Origin of the sequence: Rhizobium sp. Leaf371, from assembly GCF_001424045.1 — a bacterium.
Taxonomy (GTDB): domain Bacteria; phylum Pseudomonadota; class Alphaproteobacteria; order Rhizobiales; family Rhizobiaceae; genus Ferranicluibacter.
In genome coordinates, this window is the sequence record NZ_LMQB01000028.1 from 192,686 (window position 1) to 211,501 (window position 18,816).

15 protein-coding genes are annotated in these 18,816 nt (G+C 64.6%); 6 read left to right on the forward strand and 9 right to left on the reverse strand.

Features of this window, described 5'->3' with window-relative positions:
* Positions 1-4 precede the first annotated feature (4 nt).
* Positions 5-2,107, reverse strand: a complete 2,103-nt coding sequence (locus ASG39_RS20930; protein WP_062596882.1) for a PAS domain-containing sensor histidine kinase — start codon at positions 2,105-2,107, stop codon at positions 5-7.
* Positions 2,104-2,859: a response regulator transcription factor gene (locus ASG39_RS20935; RefSeq protein ID WP_062596883.1), complete on the reverse strand. Its 756-nt coding sequence runs from the start codon at positions 2,857-2,859 to the stop codon at positions 2,104-2,106. The genes ASG39_RS20930 and ASG39_RS20935 overlap by 4 nt, the downstream gene beginning before the upstream one ends.
* A gap of 338 nt (positions 2,860-3,197) precedes the next feature.
* Between ASG39_RS20935 and ASG39_RS20940 the strand changes: the two genes are divergently transcribed.
* From ASG39_RS20940 to ASG39_RS20965, 6 genes are all read left to right on the forward strand, one after another.
* Complete coding sequence (locus ASG39_RS20940) at positions 3,198-4,100, forward strand: ABC transporter substrate-binding protein (protein ID WP_082477420.1); 903 nt, start codon at positions 3,198-3,200, stop codon at positions 4,098-4,100.
* A gap of 120 nt (positions 4,101-4,220) precedes the next feature.
* The gene (locus ASG39_RS20945; protein ID WP_062596884.1) at positions 4,221-5,246 is read left to right on the forward strand and encodes an ABC transporter substrate-binding protein; all 1,026 of its coding nucleotides are present in this window, start codon (positions 4,221-4,223) and stop codon (positions 5,244-5,246) included.
* Between the two features lie 80 nt (positions 5,247-5,326).
* On the forward strand, positions 5,327-7,570 hold the full coding sequence (locus ASG39_RS20950; RefSeq protein ID WP_062596885.1) for an iron ABC transporter permease: 2,244 nt from the start codon (positions 5,327-5,329) through the stop codon (positions 7,568-7,570).
* A complete protein-coding gene (locus ASG39_RS20955; protein WP_062596886.1) occupies positions 7,567-8,628 on the forward strand; it encodes an ABC transporter ATP-binding protein in 1,062 nt (353 codons plus the stop codon). Before ASG39_RS20950 ends, ASG39_RS20955 begins: the two co-directional genes overlap by 4 nt.
* A 25-nt stretch (positions 8,629-8,653) precedes the next feature.
* Positions 8,654-9,442 (forward strand): inositol monophosphatase family protein, encoded by a 789-nt coding sequence (locus tag ASG39_RS20960; RefSeq protein WP_062596887.1) that lies wholly within the window; start codon positions 8,654-8,656, stop codon positions 9,440-9,442.
* 132 nt (positions 9,443-9,574) lie between these two features.
* Entirely contained in the window at positions 9,575-10,579 is a 1,005-nt protein-coding gene (locus ASG39_RS20965; RefSeq protein ID WP_062596888.1) for an NAD-dependent epimerase/dehydratase family protein, read from the forward strand.
* On the opposite strand, the gene ASG39_RS20970 is transcribed toward ASG39_RS20965, so the two are convergent.
* The 7 genes from ASG39_RS20970 to ASG39_RS20995 form a co-directional block, all read right to left on the reverse strand.
* Complete coding sequence (locus ASG39_RS20970; RefSeq protein WP_062596889.1) at positions 10,555-11,247, reverse strand: response regulator transcription factor; 693 nt, start codon at positions 11,245-11,247, stop codon at positions 10,555-10,557. The genes ASG39_RS20965 and ASG39_RS20970 overlap by 25 nt on opposite strands.
* Positions 11,244-13,949, reverse strand: coding sequence for a sensor histidine kinase KdpD (locus tag ASG39_RS20975; protein WP_062596890.1), 2,706 nt, complete (start codon positions 13,947-13,949; stop codon positions 11,244-11,246). Before ASG39_RS20975 ends, ASG39_RS20970 begins: the two co-directional genes overlap by 4 nt.
* 56 nt (positions 13,950-14,005) lie before the next feature.
* Positions 14,006-14,566: a potassium-transporting ATPase subunit C gene (locus ASG39_RS20980; protein ID WP_062596891.1), complete on the reverse strand. Its 561-nt coding sequence runs from the start codon at positions 14,564-14,566 to the stop codon at positions 14,006-14,008.
* Positions 14,567-14,577: 11 nt separating this feature from the next.
* Positions 14,578-16,254: a potassium-transporting ATPase subunit KdpA gene (gene kdpA / locus ASG39_RS20985; protein ID WP_200943909.1), complete on the reverse strand. Its 1,677-nt coding sequence runs from the start codon at positions 16,252-16,254 to the stop codon at positions 14,578-14,580.
* A 109-nt stretch (positions 16,255-16,363) separates the two neighbouring features.
* Positions 16,364-18,424 carry a potassium-transporting ATPase subunit KdpB gene (gene kdpB, locus ASG39_RS20990; RefSeq protein ID WP_062596892.1) on the reverse strand — a complete coding sequence of 687 codons (2,061 nt, stop codon included), beginning with the start codon at positions 18,422-18,424 and terminating at the stop codon, positions 16,364-16,366.
* 39 nt (positions 18,425-18,463) lie between these two features.
* Positions 18,464-18,622, reverse strand: a complete 159-nt coding sequence (locus ASG39_RS24010) for a hypothetical protein (protein WP_156468228.1) — start codon at positions 18,620-18,622, stop codon at positions 18,464-18,466.
* Positions 18,623-18,626: 4 nt separating this feature from the next.
* Positions 18,627-18,716: a potassium-transporting ATPase subunit F gene (locus ASG39_RS20995; RefSeq protein WP_062596893.1), complete on the reverse strand. Its 90-nt coding sequence runs from the start codon at positions 18,714-18,716 to the stop codon at positions 18,627-18,629.
* Between the last annotated feature and the right edge of the window lie 100 nt (positions 18,717-18,816).

Below are 18,816 nucleotides of genomic sequence, written 5' to 3' on the forward strand. Positions count from 1 at the left end.
ACCCTCAACCCTTTCCACCGGATTGATCGGGAAACGTCAGCGTTACTTCCGTACCAGAGCCCAGCCGCGACTGGATGGSGGCATCGCCGCCCGACTGGCGAACGAAGCCGTAGACCGTTGCGAGACCGAGACCGGCGCCGCCGTCCTTGAGGCGGGTGGTGAAATAGGGCTCGAAGGCCTTGTCGATGGCCTCCGGCGTCATGCCGATCCCTTCGTCTGCGACGGAGACGATGACGGATGGTCCTTCGTGAAAGGCGGAGATCGTGATGTCGCCTCCGTTCGGCATGGCGGCGGCGGCGTTGAGGCAGAGGTTGAGGATCGACTGCTCGAACAGCGCGGGATCGAGGTAGACGGGCGGCAGATCGCCTGCGCTCTTCAGGCCGATGCGGCAGGTCTCGCCGACCGCAATTTCGAGCACATCGATCATGCCGGTCAGAACGGCCCTGAGATCGACGGAGACAGGGAAGATCTGCTGCTGGCTTGCCACCGAGAGCATGCTGGACGACAGTGCCCGGCCACGGTCGGCTGCCTTGCGAATGCGGTTGAGATGGCGTTTCTGGCGATCGGTCACGCCGTCCTCGCGCTCCAGCAAGCCGAGACTGCCGGTGACGATTCCGATCATGTTGCCGACCTCGTGGGCCAGCTGGTGGGTCATGCGCGTGATGCCATCGAGCCGCTGGGCCTTGGCAGCCTCGGCTTCCTGCCGGTCTGCTTCGGTGACGTCACGGGCGAGAAGGACGAAGCCGCCGTCCCGCTGGCGCGAGAGCGACAGCTCGACCACCTGCCCATCCGGCCGGCGCAGGCGCGAGACGAACGGCCTGCCGGGCCGATCCTCGTTTGCCAGAGCATCCTCAACGCCTTTGACATCGACGTCGGGGACACCCTCCATGAAGCGCGGCAGGGGCAGCTTTCGCGAGGCGCCGCCACGGCCGACAAGCTCGATCACCCGGCGGTTCATGGCGAGCGGCTTGCCGGCCGAGTCGAACAGGGCGATGCCCTCGTTCATGCTGCGAAAGATCGCGCGGATCGTCTTGGCCGCGGTGTCCGCCTTGCGGCGCATCTGGCTGACGCGATCGACGCTTTCGCGAAAGGCGCTGAAGGCCTGGACCAGCCGGATCAGTTCCGTCTCGTCGCCGCGATAGCGCGGCACGGCGATGTGTTTCTGCCCTCCGGCGAGCGCATTCATGCCGGCCGAGAGATCGACGATCCCGCGCGACACCCGGATGACGGAGCGGATGGCGAGTGCCGCGACGATCAGCATCAGAAGGGCGGTCACGACGACGATGCTGAGCAAACGCTGGAGCATCTGCGAGATCGCCTGGACGTCGTCGCCGAGTTTCTGCACGACGCTGTCGTTCTGGGCCTCGACGGCGAGCGACAGCTCGCGCGAGACCGCGTGGAGCCGCGTGATCGCGGCGCGGATGGAAAACATCTCCCGGAGATAACGGGTCTGCGCCGCGAAGATGCGACGGTGTGCATCGAGCGCCGCCTGGTCCATACGCACCGGCGCCGCCCCGGCAATCGCGAGGTCGCGGACATACCGCCTCTGCAGCTCCCCGAGCTGGAACAGGCTGTCGGATGTCGAGGCGGATTGGGCGAGAGCGCTGAGCGTGGGCGGCAGATTGCGTACCGTGGACATGTCCCGCGTCGCAATCTGGCTCAGCGCCATCGCGGCGTCCGACTTGTGCCCCTGCGCGGCTTCGGCGTTTTCAAGCATGGAGAGCGTCTGTTGCCGGATCGTGCCGAGCAGGGCGCGGACGTCGCCCGTATCGGTGGGCACGGTCGCACGCTCGCGCCGCGGCGGCATCATGCTCATCAGGGCCTCGACCTGGGTCAGGACGGCGCGGCTTTCGCTGGAAATGCGATAGGGCGAGGTCGCGTTCATGAGAAAGGGCGCGCTGGAAACGAGGTCGGACACTTGCTTGGAAACGACGGCAGACTTGCCGAGGCTGACGAAGGCCTGCGTGCCATACGTCGCCATTTCGTTGCGCGCCTTCAGCAGGCCGAAGATGGCAATGGTGGAAATGCCGAGAACGAGGGCGCCGATAATGAGAATGGCCGCGGGAAGACGGAAGGCGATCGAGGAGAAGAAGGCCCCACGGGTCATTGCTCCGTCTCGCGGCGCGCGGTCTCGAGCACATAGCCTCGCCCGCGGCGGGTCTTGATATAGCGCGGCAATTCGGGGTTCTGCTCGATCTTGCGGCGCAGCCTGAGAACGAGCACGTCGACATTGCGGTCGACGTAACGCTCCGTGCCGCTGCCCAGCCGCTCCAGAATCTGCGCGCGGGTCACGGCCAGATTGGGCGTTTCGGCCAGCAGCTCCAGAAGCGCGAACTCGGCGGTCGTCAGCGTCTTTCCCGGTTGCGCTTCGCAAATGGCCAGCCTGCGGGCCAGATCGATCGTCCAGTTTCCCAGATGCAGCGCCGACGTCTGGGGCGCCCGGTCGGATGCGGACGGTGGTGCCGGTTCCGGCGCGCGCTCGTGCTTCGGAATCAGGATCGAGCGGCGCAACACCGCCTTCATGCGGGCCGCAAGTTCGATGGGCTCGAACGGCTTGACGATATAGTCGTCGGCCGCGGTCTCGAGACCCAGCACGCGTTCGGCCGAACTGCCGGCCGCCGTCACCATGATGATGCCGACATCCATGCTGCTGCGGATGCGCTGCGCAAAGGTTCGTCCAGATGCACCGGGAAGGTTATGATCCAGCAGGATGAGATGCACGATCTCCTGTGAGAGAAAGACCGTCGCCTCCTCGGCCGAGCCGGCGACGAAGGGCGTCCAACCCTCGGCCTCCACGAGATCGAACAACATCTCCGCCATATCCGGATCGTCCTCCACGATCAGAATCTTCACCTGCATGTCGATAGTCCTCCTGCCGCATCATAGGCTTCAGAAAGATTTGTTCAAATCCTCGCCGATGACGGGATCTGTCACAAATGTAATATCTGTAAGGCTCGCAACCCTCCGGATGTTCGGCTGTAACAACCGTAACCACTCCTTTCTTGAAGCCTTCGCCGTATCTGCCATTCTGACGGCGGAGGTCGGAACGGCATCGTTCCGGGAAGTGGAGGATTTTGGTGAGGACGTTCATCTGTCTGGTCGCGGCGGCGTCTCTGTCGTTCGGCGCCACCGCACGCGCAGAGCCATCGGTGCGGCTGAACGTCCTCTGCGGCGTAGACGAGGCCTGGTGCGCGACGATGAAAAAGGCCGTGCTGACCCGGCTGAACATCGATGCCACCGTGACGCGCAAGAGCACCGGCGAAATCCTCGATCAGGTGCGCCGCGAAAAGGCCGATCCGCAGACGGACGTCTGGTGGGGCGGCACGGGCGACGCGCATCTTCAGGCAGGCGCCGAAGGTCTGCTGCAAGCCTACCAGCCGCCATCGACCCTGACGATGTTGCCGTGGGCGGACAATTTCTTCGATCTCTCGGGCGGACACTCCGCCGGGATCTATGCCGGAGCCCTCGGCTTTGCCTATAATTCCGATCTCCTAAAGCAAAAAGGTCTGCAAGCGCCTGCCTGCTGGAAGGACCTGCTCGACGGGACCTATGCGGGTGCGATCGAGCTTGCCGACCCCAACTCGTCGGGAACGGCCTATACCGCCCTGGCAACGCTCGTTCAGCTGTTCGGGGAAGACGAAGCGTTCAAATATCTCGGCCGGCTCGGCGCCAATATCCGCGCCTTTCCGCAGTCGGGCTCTGCACCGGTCAAGGATGCCGCCCATGGTGATACGCTGATCGGCATCTCCTTCATCCATGATGCGGTGACGCTGCGGCAGGCGGGCTATCCGCTCGAAATCGTCGCGCCCTGCGAAGGCACGGGCTACGAGATCGGAGCGGTCAGCATCGTGAAGGGTGCAAAGAACATCGAGGCAGCCCGGGCTTTCCTCGGGTTTGCGCTCAGCGCCGAGGGGCAGGCGACGGGGGCTGCTGCCGGCCAGAACCAGGTTCCGTCCAATGCCGGTGCGTCGTTGCCCCCCGGTGCGCCCGATATCTCGATGATCCGGATGGTCGATTACGATTTCGCGACCTTCGGCTCGCCCGACGAGCGACGTCGGCTTCTCAAACGCTTCGACAGCGAGATCCGCGGGATCCCCTGACCTCAAGCAAGGACCGGACGAAACACGGCATCCCGCTCTCGGTAACAGAGGGGAACGGCAGCGCCATGCCGTCCGGAAGCCCGTTCACTTTTCAAAAATGTTCAACCAGGAGGAAAGACCATGAAAACCTATACAGCCGGCATGCTGCTGATGGCCGCGACCGCACTGACCGCCACGTCGGCGCAGGCGGCCGGCACGCTCAATCTCATCTGCTCGGCAGACGTCGTCATCTGCGAGCAGATGAAGGGCGACTTCGAAAAGGACCACGACATCAAGGTCAACATGGTGCGCCTCTCGTCCGGCGAGACCTATGCGAAGATCCGTGCGGAAGCCCGCAACCCCAAGACGGACCTCTGGTGGGCCGGCACCGGAGATCCCCATATGCAGGCAGCCTCCGACGGGCTCACGCAGGAATACAAGTCGCCGCTGCTCGATCAGCTGCAGGATTGGGCGAAGAAACAGGCCGAAGGCTCCGGCTTCAAGACGGTCGGCGTTTACGCCGGCGCGCTTGGCTGGGGCTACAATACCGAGATCTTCAAGACCAAGGGCTTCACCGAGCCGAAGTGCTGGGCCGATCTTCTCAATCCCGCTTTCAAAGGCGAGATCCAGATCGCCAATCCGAACTCGTCCGGCACGGCCTATACGGCCCTCGCTTCGCTCGCCCAGATCATGGGTGAGGATCAGGCTTTCGATTATCTGAAGAAGCTCAACGCCAATATTTCGCAATATACCAAGTCCGGCTCGGCCCCGGTCAAGGCGGCGGCCCGCGGAGAGACCGCCATCGGCATCGTGTTCATGCACGACGCCGTGGCGCAGACGGCGGAAGGGTTCCCGGTCAAGGCTGTCGCGCCCTGTGAAGGCACCGGCTACGAGATCGGCTCCATGTCGATCGTCAAGGGCGCGAAGAACCTCGACAATGCCAAGATCTGGTATGACTGGGCCCTGACGCCCGCCGTCCAGTCGCGCATGAAGGACGCCAAGTCCTTCCAGCTGCCGTCCAACAAGTCGGCCGAGATCCCCAAGGAAGCGCCCCGCTTCGAGGACATCAAGCTGATCGACTACGACTTCAAGACCTATGGCGATCCGGCCAAGCGCAAGGAACTGCTGGAGCGCTGGGACCGCGAGATCAGCGCCAACGCGAACTGAGGCGCGTCCCGTGCCGGCCGGCGGAGGTGTCGGCCGGCACGGGGTCTTGAAACATGGCATGGCTTGAGGAGGGGATCGGGATGAAGACCGACAAGGACAATCGCAACCGCAGACTGGATATCGCGCTCGGGCTGGGCATTCTGGCCTTCCTCGTCGTTCCCTGGTACAGGATCGAGGGCGGGTTTCTGGCATTCGGCTGGCTGTCGGGCTTTCCCGGAGAAGCCCCGGTTTCCCCGGGTCTTCTGCAGATCCTTCTTCATGGCCGCTGGTGGCTGGCCGTCCCGGCGCTGATGCTGGCGGTTGCCGGTATCGCCCGCTTCACGCCGGACCCAAGAATGCGCGGAGCCCTTCTGGTGGCATCCGGCGCCATCGGCACCGTGTTTCTGACATTGCAGGGTCTCGCCATCGGCTATTCCGGCTGGTCCTGGACGATCAGCGAGACGCTGTTCGGCGCCATGTCGGACGGGCAGCCGTCGATGGGGGCCGGCGCCATGCTTTCGGCGCTGGTCTTCGTGCTGCTCTTTTCCTTCGGCCTTGCCGAGCGGGGCGCCATGAAAGGCGATGCCTTCGTCGTCGCCTCCATCGCGCTTCTCGTCTTTCTGGTCGCGATCTTCGTGTTCTACCCGGTCGGCAGCATGCTGGTCGGCGCGTTTCAGGATTTCGACGGCTCGCTCAACCCGGACGGCTTCACCCGCAACATCCAGGACCCCGCCATCTGGAGCCTCGGCTGCGTCGTCGGCGGCGAACGCTGCGGTGTCGCCTGGCGGACGCTGTTCCTGGCGATCATGACGGCGGGCGGCTCCACCATCATGGGGCTTGCCTTCGCGCTGGTCGCCACGCGCACGCGCTTTCCCTTCAAGAAGGGCCTGCGCCTCCTCACCGTCCTGCCGATCATCACGCCGCCTTTCGTCATCGGTCTCGCGCTGACGCTGCTGTTCGGCCGCGCCGGCGTCGTCACCGAAGCGCTGTCCAGCCTGTTCGGCATCGAGCCCGGCCGCTGGCTCTACGGGATGACGGGTATCTGGATCGCGCAGGTTCTGTCATTCACGCCCATCTCCTTCCTCGTGCTCATCGGCGTGGTCGAAGGCGTCAGCCCCTCCATGGAAGAGGCGTCTCAGACGCTGCGCGCCGATCGCTGGCGCACCTTCTGGCGGGTCTCGCTGCCCTTGATGAAACCCGGCATCGCCAACGCGTTCCTGATCGGCTTCATCGAGAGCATGGCCGATTTCGGCAATCCGCTGGTGCTCGGCGGCAGCCATGGCGTGCTCTCGACGGAGATCTTCTTTGCCGTCGTCGGTTCGCAGAACGACCCGTCGCGCGCCGCCGTGCTTGCGATCATCCTGCTCTGCTTCACGCTCACCGCCTTTCTCGCGCAGCGCTATTGGCTGTCCGGCAAGAACTTCGCGACGGTCACCGGCAAGGGCGATAGCGGCTCGCACATTGCTTTGCCGAAATCAATCTCCATCGGCGTCCATGCGCTCGTCGTTCCCTGGATGGTGTTCACCATCGTCATCTACGGCATGATTCTCTTCGGTGGCTTCGTGAAGACCTGGGGCCTCGACAATTCCCTGACGCTCGATCACTACGCCCGAGCGTTTTCGATCGAGCTGCGTGACGGGGTCATCGCCTGGACGGGCGTCGCCTGGAATTCCTTCTGGACGACCATGGAGATCGCGCTGATTTCCGCTCCGCTGACGGCGGCGGTCGGGCTGCTCACGGCCTACATCATCGTCCGCCAGAAATTCGTCGGCCGCAACGTGTTCGAATTCGCATTGATGATGAGCTTTGCCATTCCCGGCACCGTCATCGGCATCAGCTACATCATGGCGTTCAACCTGCCGCCGCTGGAAATGACCGGCACCGCGCTCATCCTCATCGCCTGCTTCGTCTTCCGCAACATGCCGGTCGGCGTACGCGGCGGGGTGGCCGCCATGAGCCAGCTCGACAAAAGCCTGGACGAGGCCTCGCTGACGCTGCGCGCCACCAGCTTCCGCACGGTGCGCAAGGTCATCCTGCCGCTGCTGCGTCCGGCCATCACGGCAGCGCTGGTCTATTCCTTCGTGCGGGCCATCACCTCTATCAGTGCCGTCATCTTCCTCGTCAGCGCCGAATACAACATGGCGACCTCCTACATCGTCGGCCTTGTCGAAAACGGCGAGTACGGCGTGGCGATCGCCTATTCCTCCATGCTGATCGTCGTGATGATCGTGGTCATCGCCGGCTTCCAGCTTCTCGTCGGCGAACGCCGGCTGCGCCGCGAAAACCGCGTTGCAGGTCTCGGCCCCGCGTCTTCATCCCTTCTCGTTCAGGAGAAAACAGCATGATCCACCCCCGCGCCGGTTCCGTCGTCTTCCAGCACGTCAAGAAGCAGTTCGGTGCCTTCACCGCCATTCACGACCTGTCCATCACCATCGAGCCCGGCCAGCTCGTGACCCTGCTCGGCCCCTCCGGCTGCGGCAAGACCACGACCTTGCGCATGCTGGCGGGCCTTGAACATCCGTCCTCGGGGCAGATCCTCATCGGCGGCAAGGATGTGACGATGCTGCCGGCCAACGAGCGCGACGTGTCGATGGTGTTCCAGTCCTATGCGCTGTTTCCGCATATGAGTTCGCTCGACAATGTCGCCTATGGGCTCGAATCCTCCGGCATGAAGCGCAAGGAGGCGCGGGAACGCGCGGAAGAAGGCCTGAAGCTCGTCGGTCTCGCCGGCATGGGCGCGCGGCTTCCGGCCGAGCTTTCCGGCGGTCAGCAGCAGCGCGTGGCCGTTGCCCGCGCGCTCGTGCTGGAGCCGCAGGTGCTCCTCCTCGACGAGCCGCTCTCCAATCTCGACGCGCGCCTGCGCCGGCAGGTTCGCACCGAAATCCGCGAGCTGCAACAGCGTCTCGGCTTCACGGCCGTCTATGTCACGCATGATCAGGACGAGGCGCTCGCCGTCTCCGACCGCATCGTCATCATGAAGGACGGCGTGATCGCGCAGGAAGGGTCGCCGCGCGATCTCTATGAGGCCCCGGCCTCCGCCTTCATCGCCGATTTCATGGGCGAGGCGAACGTGATCGCGTGCGACGTCATCCGCGTCGAGGGGGCGGACGCCACGATCCGCATCGGCGCGCTCGAACATCGCGTGCCCAGCCGCAATGCCCGGCCGGGGCCGGCAAAGCTGGCCGTGCGGCCGAACTCGATCACGCTGGAGCCGGCATCGGCCGCGGCCTTGCCGGGGCGGATCACCCATGCCGCCTATCTCGGCGACCATGTGGAATACGAGGTGGAAACCGGCACGGGCCGGCTGTTCGTGGTCGATCCCGCCGTGGAACGGGCGCTTTCGCCGGCAACCGAAGTCTCCGTGGGCTTCAAAGGCCGCGGCATTGCCATTATCAACGACTGAGCCGCATTGCACACAAGGACTTTCCATGACGCACGATCTCGACGCCCGCTTCGCTCTCGCGCAAACGATCGCCCGCAAGGCCGGCACTGTCGCCCTCGACTACTTCAACCGGCGCGAGACGCTGGTCATCGAAACCAAGCGCGACGCCCAGGACGTCGTCTCGATCGCCGACCGCGAGGTGGAGAACCTCATCCGCGCGGCGGTGGCGGACGCCCACGCCGATGACGGGTTCCTTGGCGAGGAATACGGCCTTGCCGCCGGTACGTCCGGTTACACCTGGGTGGTCGATCCGATCGACGGAACGAGCCCTTTCGTCAACGGCATGCCGAGCTGGTGTGTCTCCATCGCCGTCCTCAAGGAGAGCAAGCCCGTCATCGGCGTGATCTATGCGCCCTGCTTCGACGAGCTCTACGCTGCCGCCGCCGCCAAGGGCGCTACGCTGAACGGGCGGGTGCTGACGCTCGATCCGTCGCGCACCATCCGAAACGCCGTCACCGGCATCGGCGCCAACAACTACGTGACGCCGGCCTTCGTCGGAAAAATGGTCGAGTCGCTCCTGGAGTCCGGCGGCAATTTCATCCGCAACGGCTCCGGCGCGCTGATGCTCGCCTATGTCGCGGCCGGTCGGCTTGTCGGCTATTACGAGCCTTACATGCATGCCTGGGATTGCCTTGCGGGCTACTGCCTCGTGACGGAAGCCGGCGGCTGGCACCATCCTTTTCCGGTCGAAGGCGAGCAACTGACCAAGGGATCCCCCGTCCTCGCCGCGGCCCCGGGCGCCATAGACGATCTGCGGAGAATTGCCGGCCTCTAAAGCCGCACCGTACCGCGACGAGGAGCAAGATAATCGCATCCTTTGGCGTGGGCCGGATCTCCGGTCGGAACCTGCGCCAGAGACGCGCGTTTCCGACCACGAGCCCCCTCAACCAACACGTCAGGCCCTTTCATGTCCCGTGTCATCGTCATCGGAGCCACCGGACATGTCGGGACCTATCTCATCCCCGCCCTCATCGAGGCTGGACATGAGGTCGTCGCCATCAGTCGGGGCGTCGCCCAGCCGTACAGGCCGCACGCCGCCTGGCGCCACGTCGAACAGCGACAGATGGACCGCGAGGCGCTGGAGAGCGCCGGGACGTTCGGTCGGGAGATCCGGTCTTTGAAGCCGGATATCGTCATCGACATGATCTGCTTCACCAGACGCAGTGCCGAGCTGCTGGTCGATGCCCTGACGGGCCAAGTCGGCCATTTTCTGCACACTGGCACGATCTGGACGCATGGCACGCCCGTTGCTGTTCCCACCACCGAAGACGCACCGAAACAGCCGTTCGGAGACTACGGCATCGGGAAGGCAGAGATCGAAACTTACCTCTTGAAGCGCACGCATGCCGATGGGTTCCCGGCGACCATTGTTCATCCCGGACACATCGTCGGCCCGGGCTGGAACCCGCTCAATCCCCAGGGCAATTTCAATCCGCATGTGTTTTCGGCGCTTGCGCGGGGCGACAGGCTGGCCTTGCCGAACTTCGGCCTGGAGACCGTGCATCACGTCCATGCCGAGGATGTCGCGCGCCTTTTCATGGCCGCGATATCGTCCCGATCGGCCGCGATCGGCGAGAGTTTCCACGCGGTGTCCGGGAAGGCGCTGACGCTGCGCGGCTATGCCGAGAGCGTATCACGCTGGTTCGGTCGCGAGCCCAATCTGGCATTCCTCCCCTTTGAGCAATGGGCGGCGGAGCGAGACCCGGAAGATGCGAAAGCCACCTGGGAGCATATTGCGCGCAGTCCGAACTGCTCGATGGAAAAGGCGCGCCGGCTTCTCGGCTTTGTCCCCCGGCACACGTCTCTTCAAGCGGTCGAGGAAGCCGTGACCTGGCTGATCGAGCAGGGCCGGGTCGAGGCGAAGGGTCAGGCTGCGGCCGGGCCAATTCAGGACCATTCGGCCAGCCTGTAGCCGACGCCGGTCTCCGTCAGGATGTAACGCGGCTGATCGGGGTTTTCCTCGATCTTCTGTCTCAACTGGCGAATATACACCCTCAGATACTGCACATCGCTGATCTCGCCCCAGACCTTTTCGAGGATGAAGCGATGGGTCAGAACCCGCCCCGAATGCTGCACCAGCAGCCGCAAAATGTCGTATTCCTTCGGCGTCATCTTCACGTCCGTTCCGCGGACCTTGACGATCCGCTTCACGAGATCGACAGAGAGGTCGCCCGCCTGGAAGATCGGCTGCTCGCCCTGTGTCTGCAGCCGATGGCGCAGGGCCACGCGGATGCGCGCGACGAGTTCGTTCATGCCGAACGGCTTGGTGACATAGTCGTCGGCGCCGATTTCGAGCGCCTGGACGATGCCGGCCTCGTCCGTGCGGCTCGATAGGATGACGATGGGGAAGGGAACCTTCTCCGACCGCCATCTCGCCAGAAGGTCATGCCCGCTGATATCGGGGAGACCGAGGTCGAGCAGCACGAGGTCGGGAACGTCCGACTGCGCCATCTCGATCGCCGACCGGGCGTTCGGCGCGCCTTTGACCGCGAACCCTTGCGACGACAGGCCGACATCGAGGAGTTTGCGGATCGGAGGCTCGTCGTCCACGACGAGGATCTTGACGGTGGCATGGGTCATGATGTCGGTCCTTTTGACATCGTCGCGGCGGGGAGCCCGATCTCGAAGACGGCGCCCGGTCTGCCCGAGCGGTTTGCGGCGACGATGCTCCCGCCCATCGCCTCGATGAAACCCCGGCAGATCGACAGGCCGAGACCCGTCCCGGCTTTGACGTGGTCGATCTTGCGGACGCGGTAGAAACTGTCGAACACGCGCTCAAGATCATCCGGCGGCAGGCCCGGTCCTTCGTCCATGACGCGGAGGTAAATCCTGCCGCCCGTGCTCCCAGCGTCATCAGCGTCGATCCGGATCGTCGTGCCGTCCGGGGCGTATTTGGCAGCATTGTCGATCAGGTTGAAGAGCGATTGTTCGAGCAGGACCGGATCGACCTTCACCATGGGCAGATCGTCTGGGATCGCCGTCTCCACGCGATGCTCCGCCGTGATCTTTGCCGCGCGTGCGAGAGCCGAACCGACGATATCGCCGACGAAGTGCGGCGCGCTGTTCGGTATCATCGCGCCGGATTCGATGCGGGTCATGTCCAGAAGGTTTGCGATGAAACGATGCAGGCGCTCCGATTCCTCGATCACGGTTGTTAGCAGTTCGGTCTTCGCCTCTTCCGACAAGCCGCCGCCGAAATCCTTGATCGTTCCGGCCGAGCCCATGATCGCCGCCAGCGGGGTCTTCAGGTCATGGGAAATCGAGGTCAGGAGCGCCGTTCTCAGGCGGTCGGTCTCCGCGGCAAGCTTTGCCTTGTCGACATCCGCGACGAGCTGGATGCGCTCGATGGCAAGGGCGGCCTGGTCGGCAAGCGCATCGAACAGGCGCTGCTGATCGGAGTTCAGGAGCGGCCCCTGCCGGTCATTGTCGAGCCCGACCACGCCGATCGCACCACGGCCCGTGCGCAGCGGCAGATAGAGCCGCTTCGCGCCGGGCAGCGTATCCGCCGCGCGGCCTGCGGGGCGATCGTGCTCCCATGCCCAGCGCGCGGCGGCGATATCGGCATCGACAAGCGTATCGTCCGGCGGATATCCCGCCCTGACGGCGATCGTGCCGTCCTCCGGCAGCAGGAGAACGACGCGAACCTTCAGCATCGAGGCCATCTGGTAGGCCGTCGCCCAGAGAACGTCGTCCAGCGTGCCGGTACCGGCCAGCTTTCGCGAGAAGAGATAAAGGTCCTCCGTCGTCCGCGCGCGCTGCCGCGCCGCCATGGCTTGGCGTTGAACGGCGGCCGCGAGATTGCTCGCGACGAGAGCGGTTCCAAGAAAGAAGAGCAGGGCGACGACGCTTTCCGGGTCGCGGATGGTCAGCGTGTAGCGCGGCTCGAGGAAGAAGAAGTTGAAGGCGGTCGCGCCGAGAAAAGACGCAAACAGGCCGGGGCCGAGCCCGCCTCGGACGGCGGAGGCGAGAACCCCCATCAGGAAGACCAGCGCAAGGTTCTGCACATTGAGCACCTGATCGAGCAGGATGCCGGTCACCACGGCCACCGAGACGAAAGCGAGACTGAACAGGTAGTCCTTCGGCTTGATTCGGTTGGCGGGTTTGGCGGTCCGCACGCCCCTCGGCGCGACCTCCTCGGTGCCGCCCGACATGACGTGCACGCTGATGGTGCCGGCGTGACGAATGAGGTCGTGCGTGATGGACCCCTCAAGCCGCTCCCGCCACCAGCTCCGTTCGGACTTGCCGATGATGAGGTGATTGAAGTTGTTGGCCGTCGCATAGGCGAGGAGCTCGCGAGAGACGCTCGCCGCCGGCAGCGTCACGGTTTCCGCCCCGAGCTGCTCGGCGAGCCGCATGCAGGCTGCCAGCCGGTCCTTGTCGGCTTCCCCGAGAAAAGCCGATTTCGCTGTTTCCAGATGGATCACCGTCCAGGGCGCCCGCAGCCTGTCGGCATGGCGCCGGGCGTAGCGGACGAGCGTCGCCCCGTTCCGCCCGTGATCGAGGCAGACGAGGATGCGTTCGCCGGCCGCCCATGGCCCAGAAATCGCGTGCGCCTGCATATGGTTGAGAAGCTGGTCGTCCACCCGTTGCGCCGTTCGCCGGAGAGCGAGCTCGCGCAGGGCCGTGAGGTTTCCCGGCGAGAAATAATTCTCGATGGCGCGCCGCGCCGTCTTGGGAACGTAGACCTTGCCGTCCTGCATCCGCTTGATCAGATCCTGCGGCGTGATGTCGATGATCTCGATGTCGTCGGCACGATCGATGATCGAGTCCGGGACCGTCTCGCGCACGCGGATACGGGTGATCTGGGCGACGATGTCGTTGAGACTTTCGACATGCTGGATATTGAGCGTGGTATAGACATCCATGCCGCTTGCCAGCAGCTCCAGCACGTCCAGATAGCGCTTGGGATGGCGGCTGCCGGGGGCATTGGTGTGCGCCAGCTCGTCCACGAGCGCGAGGGTCGGGCGGCGCGCGAGGATGGCGTCGATGTCCATTTCATCCAGCGCCCGTTCCTTGTAAACGACGGACGTCCGGGCGACCGTCTCCAGTCCGGCGACGAGCGCTTCCGTTTCCTTTCGCCCGTGCGTTTCCACCACACCGATGACGACGTCAGTGCCGTCGGCCTGTCGGGCGCGAGCGGACATCAGCATCTCATAGGTCTTGCCGACGCCCGGCGCAGCGCCGAGGAAGATCTTCAGCTTGCCACGGTCCTCCCGGTCGGCCTTGGCAAGGAGCGCGTCGGGAGACGGTCGCCGTTCCCAGCCCTGGTTGTCGTTGGCCATGATTTGCTCCACGCCGGATCGGCAGCCCGTCACACGGGCTGCCGACAGCTCTTGTGTTAGCGGATCGCGACGTTGTCCAGTGCAAGGTTGATCTCCAGCACGTTCACGAGCCTGTCCGGCGTCAGGACGCCGCCCGGCGAGACGGCGCTGCGATCGATAAGCGTGTTGACGACAGAGACCGGGACGTTGCGTGCGCGGGCGATCCGCTCGGCCTGGTAGCGGGCCGCGCGTTCGGTGATATGCGGATCGAGACCCGCACCGGATGCCGCGGCGAGGTCCGCCGGAAGCGGGTTCTCCGGCGTCGCCCCGAAGGCGGCGATGGTTTTCGAGGCACGGTCCGTCAGGTCGGTGCTCGTCGGCGACTTGTTGGAACCGCCGGCTGCTGCCGCGTTGTAATCCACCGCCGATGGACGCGGCCAGAAATAGTGCGGCTGCGTGAAGGCCTGTGCGACCTGTCGGCTGCCGATGACCCGGCCATCGAGAGTGGTGATCAGCGAACCCTGCGCCGTCTGGGGCGTGACGGCCGCGCCAACGGCCCAGACGACGCTCGTATAGCCGCCGACGCAGACGAGCATGGTTGCGCAGGCGATGCGGATGCTGGAGAGGAAAAATTCCATGATGGGCGGTCTCATTTCATGAACATGACGTGTTCGGCGATGGGGCCGAGCGTGGCAGCGGGGAAAAAGGTCAGCGCGCCCACAATGACGACGGTGACGGTCAGCATGCCGGCGAAGGTGCCGTCCTCGACCGAAAGAGTGCCGCTCGATTCGGTTGCGCGGCGCTTGGCGGAGAGCGAACCGACGATGGCGAGCGGCAGGATGATCGGGATGAAGCGGGCGAGCAGCATGACCGCGCCGGTGGCGATGTTCCAGGCGACGGTATTGTCGCCGAGCCCTTCGAAGCCGGAGCCGTTGTTGGCGGCGGCGGACGAGAACTCGTAGAGGATTTCGCTGAAGCCGTGCGGACCGATATTGTTGAGCGTCGCCGTCCCCCAGGGCGTCGCTGCGAAGATCGCCGTGCCCACGAGTATGAAGAATCCGTGTGAGAGCAGGCCCATCATGGCGAACTTCACCTCTTTCGCCTCGACGCGCCAGCCGAGATATTCCGGCGTGCGGCCGATCATCATGCCTGCGATGAAGACACCGACGACGATGTAGAGGAACATGTTGATCATGCCGACCCCGACCCCGCCGAAGTCTTCGTTGAGCCACATGCCGATCATCGGCATGAGACCCGTCAGCGGATTGAGGCTGTCATGCATGGCATTGACGGAACCGTTGCTGGTGGAGGTCGTCACGACCGCCCAGACGGGACCTGCCGCCGAACCGAAGCGCAGTTCCTTGCCTTCGAGATTGCCGACATCCTGCGTGACCGGCAGGGATGCGAAAGCATGGGTCGGCTCCGACTCAAAGCCGATCGCGCCGGTGATGCGGGCGCCCATGAGGATGAGCATCACGGTAAAGAGAACGGCGGCATGCTTCATCCGCCCGATGATGCGGCCGAACATCCAGACGCAGCCCATGGGAATGATGAGGATCGAAACGGTTTGCAGAACGTTCGACCAGAAGGTCGGGTTTTCGAGCGGATGGGTGCTGTTCGGCCCGAAGAAGCCGCCACCATTGGTGCCGAGCTGCTTGATCGCGACGAAGGCTGCGACCGGGCCCCGCGCGATCGTCTGCTGGACGCCCTCCAGCGTGGTCGCGACCGCCGCGCCCTGGAAGGTCATCGGCACGCCCGTGAAGAGAAGGAGAATTGCGACGACCAGGGCAAGCGGCAGGAGGACGAGGAAGGTGGCGCGCTGCACGTCTATGAAGAAATTGCCGAGCTGGCGTCCCGCCAGTCCGCGCGCCAGCGCCGCGAGCGCCGCAAGGCCGACGGCCGCCGAGACGAATTGAAGCCACATCAGCGCGGCCAGCTGCGACAGGTAGCTCATCGCCACCTCGCCCGAGTAATGCTGCAGATTGGTGTTGGCGACGAAGGAACTCGTGGTGTTGAAGATCAGGCTGCCTTCCAGCGCTTGCCTGCCGTCGGGATTGAGCGGCAGATCGTGCTGAAAGGCAAGCAGCGCGAAGCAGACGACGAACATGACGACATTGAAGCCGAGGAGGGAGAGGACGTAGCGCTTCCAGTCCTGCATCTGCGTCGTCGCCGTCCCGCCGATCGTCTGGAATGCCGCGGTGACGCGGTTCGGTCTTCCCTGGCCGGCGCTCGGGTCCATCGCCCAGCTCAGGTAGCGGCCGAGCGGCCAGGAGAGCAGCGCGGTGCCCCCGATGATCATGATGACGAAGAGGATTGCCTGTATCATTGTCGTGTCTCCGGCGTCAGGCTTTGTCGAGGGCGGATGCCAAGGCGAAGAGGAGTCCGAACAGGACCATGCCGAGGAGGAAGGTGAGGATTGTCATGGTCTGCTCCGGTCATGCGAGGTTGAGCGCTGAGACGATCATGTCGATCAGCTTGATGCCGATAAAGGGCACGACGAGGCCGCCGAGGCCGTAGATCAGCAGGTTGCGGCGCAGGAGCGGTCCCGCACCGATCGGCTTGTAGGCAACACCCTTCAGGGCCAGCGGAATGAGCGCGATGATGATCAGCGCGTTGAAGATGATCGCCGATAGGATGGCGCTTTGCGGCGTGGCGAGGCCCATGACGTTCAGCGCATCGAGCGGGGGATAGAGGACGACGAACATCGCCGGGATGATCGCGAAATACTTGGCGACGTCGTTTGCGATCGAGAAGGTGGTGAGCGACCCGCGCGTCATCAGCAACTGCTTGCCGATCTCAACGATCTCGATGAGCTTGGTCGGATCGCTGTCGAGGTCCACCATGTTGCCGGCTTCGCGGGCGGCGACCGTGCCCGTGTTCATCGCGACGCCCACATCCGCCTGGGCCAGTGCCGGCGCATCATTGGTGCCGTCGCCGCACATGGCGACCAGCTTGCCCTTTGCCTGCTCGTCGCGGATGAGCTGCAACTTGTTCTCGGGCGTCGCCTGGGCAAGGAAGTCGTCAACGCCGGCTTCGGCCGCGATGGCCGCGGCGGTCATGGGGTTGTCGCCGGTGATCATCACCGTCCGGATGCCCATGCGGCGCAGTTCCGCGAAGCGCTCGCGAATGCCGCCCTTGACGATGTCCTTCAGGTGGATGATGCCGAGCAGGTTCCCGTCCCGGACAACGGCAAGCGGCGTGCCGCCGGCCTTGGCGATCGAGTCCGCGATGGCCTGGCCTTCTCGCGCCCGCGCGTCCGGTCCCGCACTGCCCGTCTCGGATCGCAGATATCTGAGCACGGACTCTACCGCGCCCTTGCGGATCGAGCTTCCCTCGAGATCCACGCCGGACATCCGGCTCTGGGCGGTGAAGGGGACGAAGGTCGCGTTGAGGTCTTTCATGTCGCGTGCGCGAAGACCGTATTTCTCCTTGGCCAGGACGACGATGGACCGGCCCTCGGGCGTCTCGTCGGCAAGCGAGGCGAGCTGCGCGGCATCGGCGAGATCCTGTTCCGTCACGCCGGTGACCGGACGGAATTCGGTCGCCTGACGATTGCCGAGCGTGATCGTCCCGGTCTTGTCGAGCAGCAGCGTATCGATGTCCCCCGCAGCCTCCACCGCGCGGCCGGACATGGCCAGCACGTTGAAGCGGACGAGGCGGTCCATGCCCGCGATACCGATGGCCGAGAGCAGCGCGCCGATGGTAGTGGGGATGAGCGTGACGAACAGCGCGACGAGCACGACGATCGGGATGGAGCCGCCGGCATAGCTGGCGAAGGCCGGGATCGTCGCCGTCGCCATCACGAAGATGAGCGTCATGGCGGCGAGCAGGATGTTCAGGGCGATCTCGTTCGGCGTCTTCTGGCGCTCGGCCCCCTCGACCAGCGCGATCATGCGGTCGATGAAGGTGGAGCCGGCAGCCGCGGTGATGCGCACCTTGATCCAGTCGGACAGAACCTGCGTGCCGCCGGTGACGGCGGAGCGATCTCCGCCGGATTCGCGGATGACGGGCGCGGATTCGCCGGTGATCGCCGCTTCGTTGACGGAGGCGATCCCCTCGATGATTTCGCCGTCCGAGGGAATGATGTCGCCCGCTTCCACAAGCACGATATCGTTGACCTTCAGCGCCGCGCCGGGGACATCCGTCCAGTCGCGGCTATTGGCGGAGGTCAGGCGTTTCGCCTGCGTTTCCGAGCGCGTGCGGCGGAGCGACTCGGCCTGCGCCTTGCCCCGGCCCTCGGCCACGGCTTCGGCGAAATTGGCAAACAGCACGGTGAACCACAGCCAGAGGATGATCTGGAACGAGAAGCCGAGCCCTGCGGCCCCGGTTGCGAGGTCCTTGAAGAAGAGAACCGTGGTCAGCACGGAGACGACGGCGACCACGAACATGACCGGGTTCCTGGCCAGGGTTCGCGGATCGAGTTTGCGAAACGCGCCGCCGATGGCCGGCACGAGGATGCGGGCATCGAGGAGGCTCGCAGATGTGGGTTTGCTCATGAGAGACCCCGGATGATGGTTGGATGGAAGAAGGCCGGATCAGTCGGACGCAAAGAGGATCGCGAGCGCTTCCGAGAGCGCGGCAACGGCCCCGAGAACGAAAACCATGCCGATGATGATGGTCGTCCCCCGGCAGGCCTCGTGACGGTCGAGACGCGGGAGAACCGCGTGTCTGAACCGCGAAAGCCGGCGGGTCATGGCGCTAGAAGCGCTCCGGCCGCCAGAGGGCATAGGCGAGATAGGCCGTGATGAAGAGGGCCACGCCGCCGCTGAGGATATAGTCGAATGTCATGTCGCACCTGTCGTTTCTGTCGAAACCCGGCGCTTTAGCACCGCGGTCGCAGAAACTATGCGACCGATCGGCGTAGGAATTCGAGACGGAGGACGGGGCA

Coding starts and splice junctions, on each gene's coding strand:
- ASG39_RS20935 (WP_062596883.1), bottom strand. CDS start 2,859: ATGCAGGTGAAGATTCTGATCGTGGAGGACGATCCGGATATGGCGGAG.
- ASG39_RS20940 (WP_082477420.1), top strand. CDS start 3,198: ATGAAAAAGGCCGTGCTGACCCGGCTGAACATCGATGCCACCGTGACG.
- ASG39_RS20945 (WP_062596884.1), top strand. CDS start 4,221: ATGAAAACCTATACAGCCGGCATGCTGCTGATGGCCGCGACCGCACTG.
- ASG39_RS20950 (WP_062596885.1), top strand. CDS start 5,327: ATGAAGACCGACAAGGACAATCGCAACCGCAGACTGGATATCGCGCTC.
- ASG39_RS20955 (WP_062596886.1), top strand. CDS start 7,567: ATGATCCACCCCCGCGCCGGTTCCGTCGTCTTCCAGCACGTCAAGAAG.
- ASG39_RS20960 (WP_062596887.1), top strand. CDS start 8,654: ATGACGCACGATCTCGACGCCCGCTTCGCTCTCGCGCAAACGATCGCC.
- ASG39_RS20965 (WP_062596888.1), top strand. CDS start 9,575: ATGTCCCGTGTCATCGTCATCGGAGCCACCGGACATGTCGGGACCTAT.
- ASG39_RS20970 (WP_062596889.1), bottom strand. CDS start 11,247: ATGACCCATGCCACCGTCAAGATCCTCGTCGTGGACGACGAGCCTCCG.
- ASG39_RS20975 (WP_062596890.1), bottom strand. CDS start 13,949: ATGGCCAACGACAACCAGGGCTGGGAACGGCGACCGTCTCCCGACGCG.
- ASG39_RS20980 (WP_062596891.1), bottom strand. CDS start 14,566: ATGGAATTTTTCCTCTCCAGCATCCGCATCGCCTGCGCAACCATGCTC.
- kdpA (WP_200943909.1), bottom strand. CDS start 16,254: ATGATACAGGCAATCCTCTTCGTCATCATGATCATCGGGGGCACCGCG.
- kdpB (WP_062596892.1), bottom strand. CDS start 18,424: ATGAGCAAACCCACATCTGCGAGCCTCCTCGATGCCCGCATCCTCGTG.
- ASG39_RS24010 (WP_156468228.1), bottom strand. CDS start 18,622: ATGACCCGCCGGCTTTCGCGGTTCAGACACGCGGTTCTCCCGCGTCTC.
- ASG39_RS20995 (WP_062596893.1), bottom strand. CDS start 18,716: ATGACATTCGACTATATCCTCAGCGGCGGCGTGGCCCTCTTCATCACG.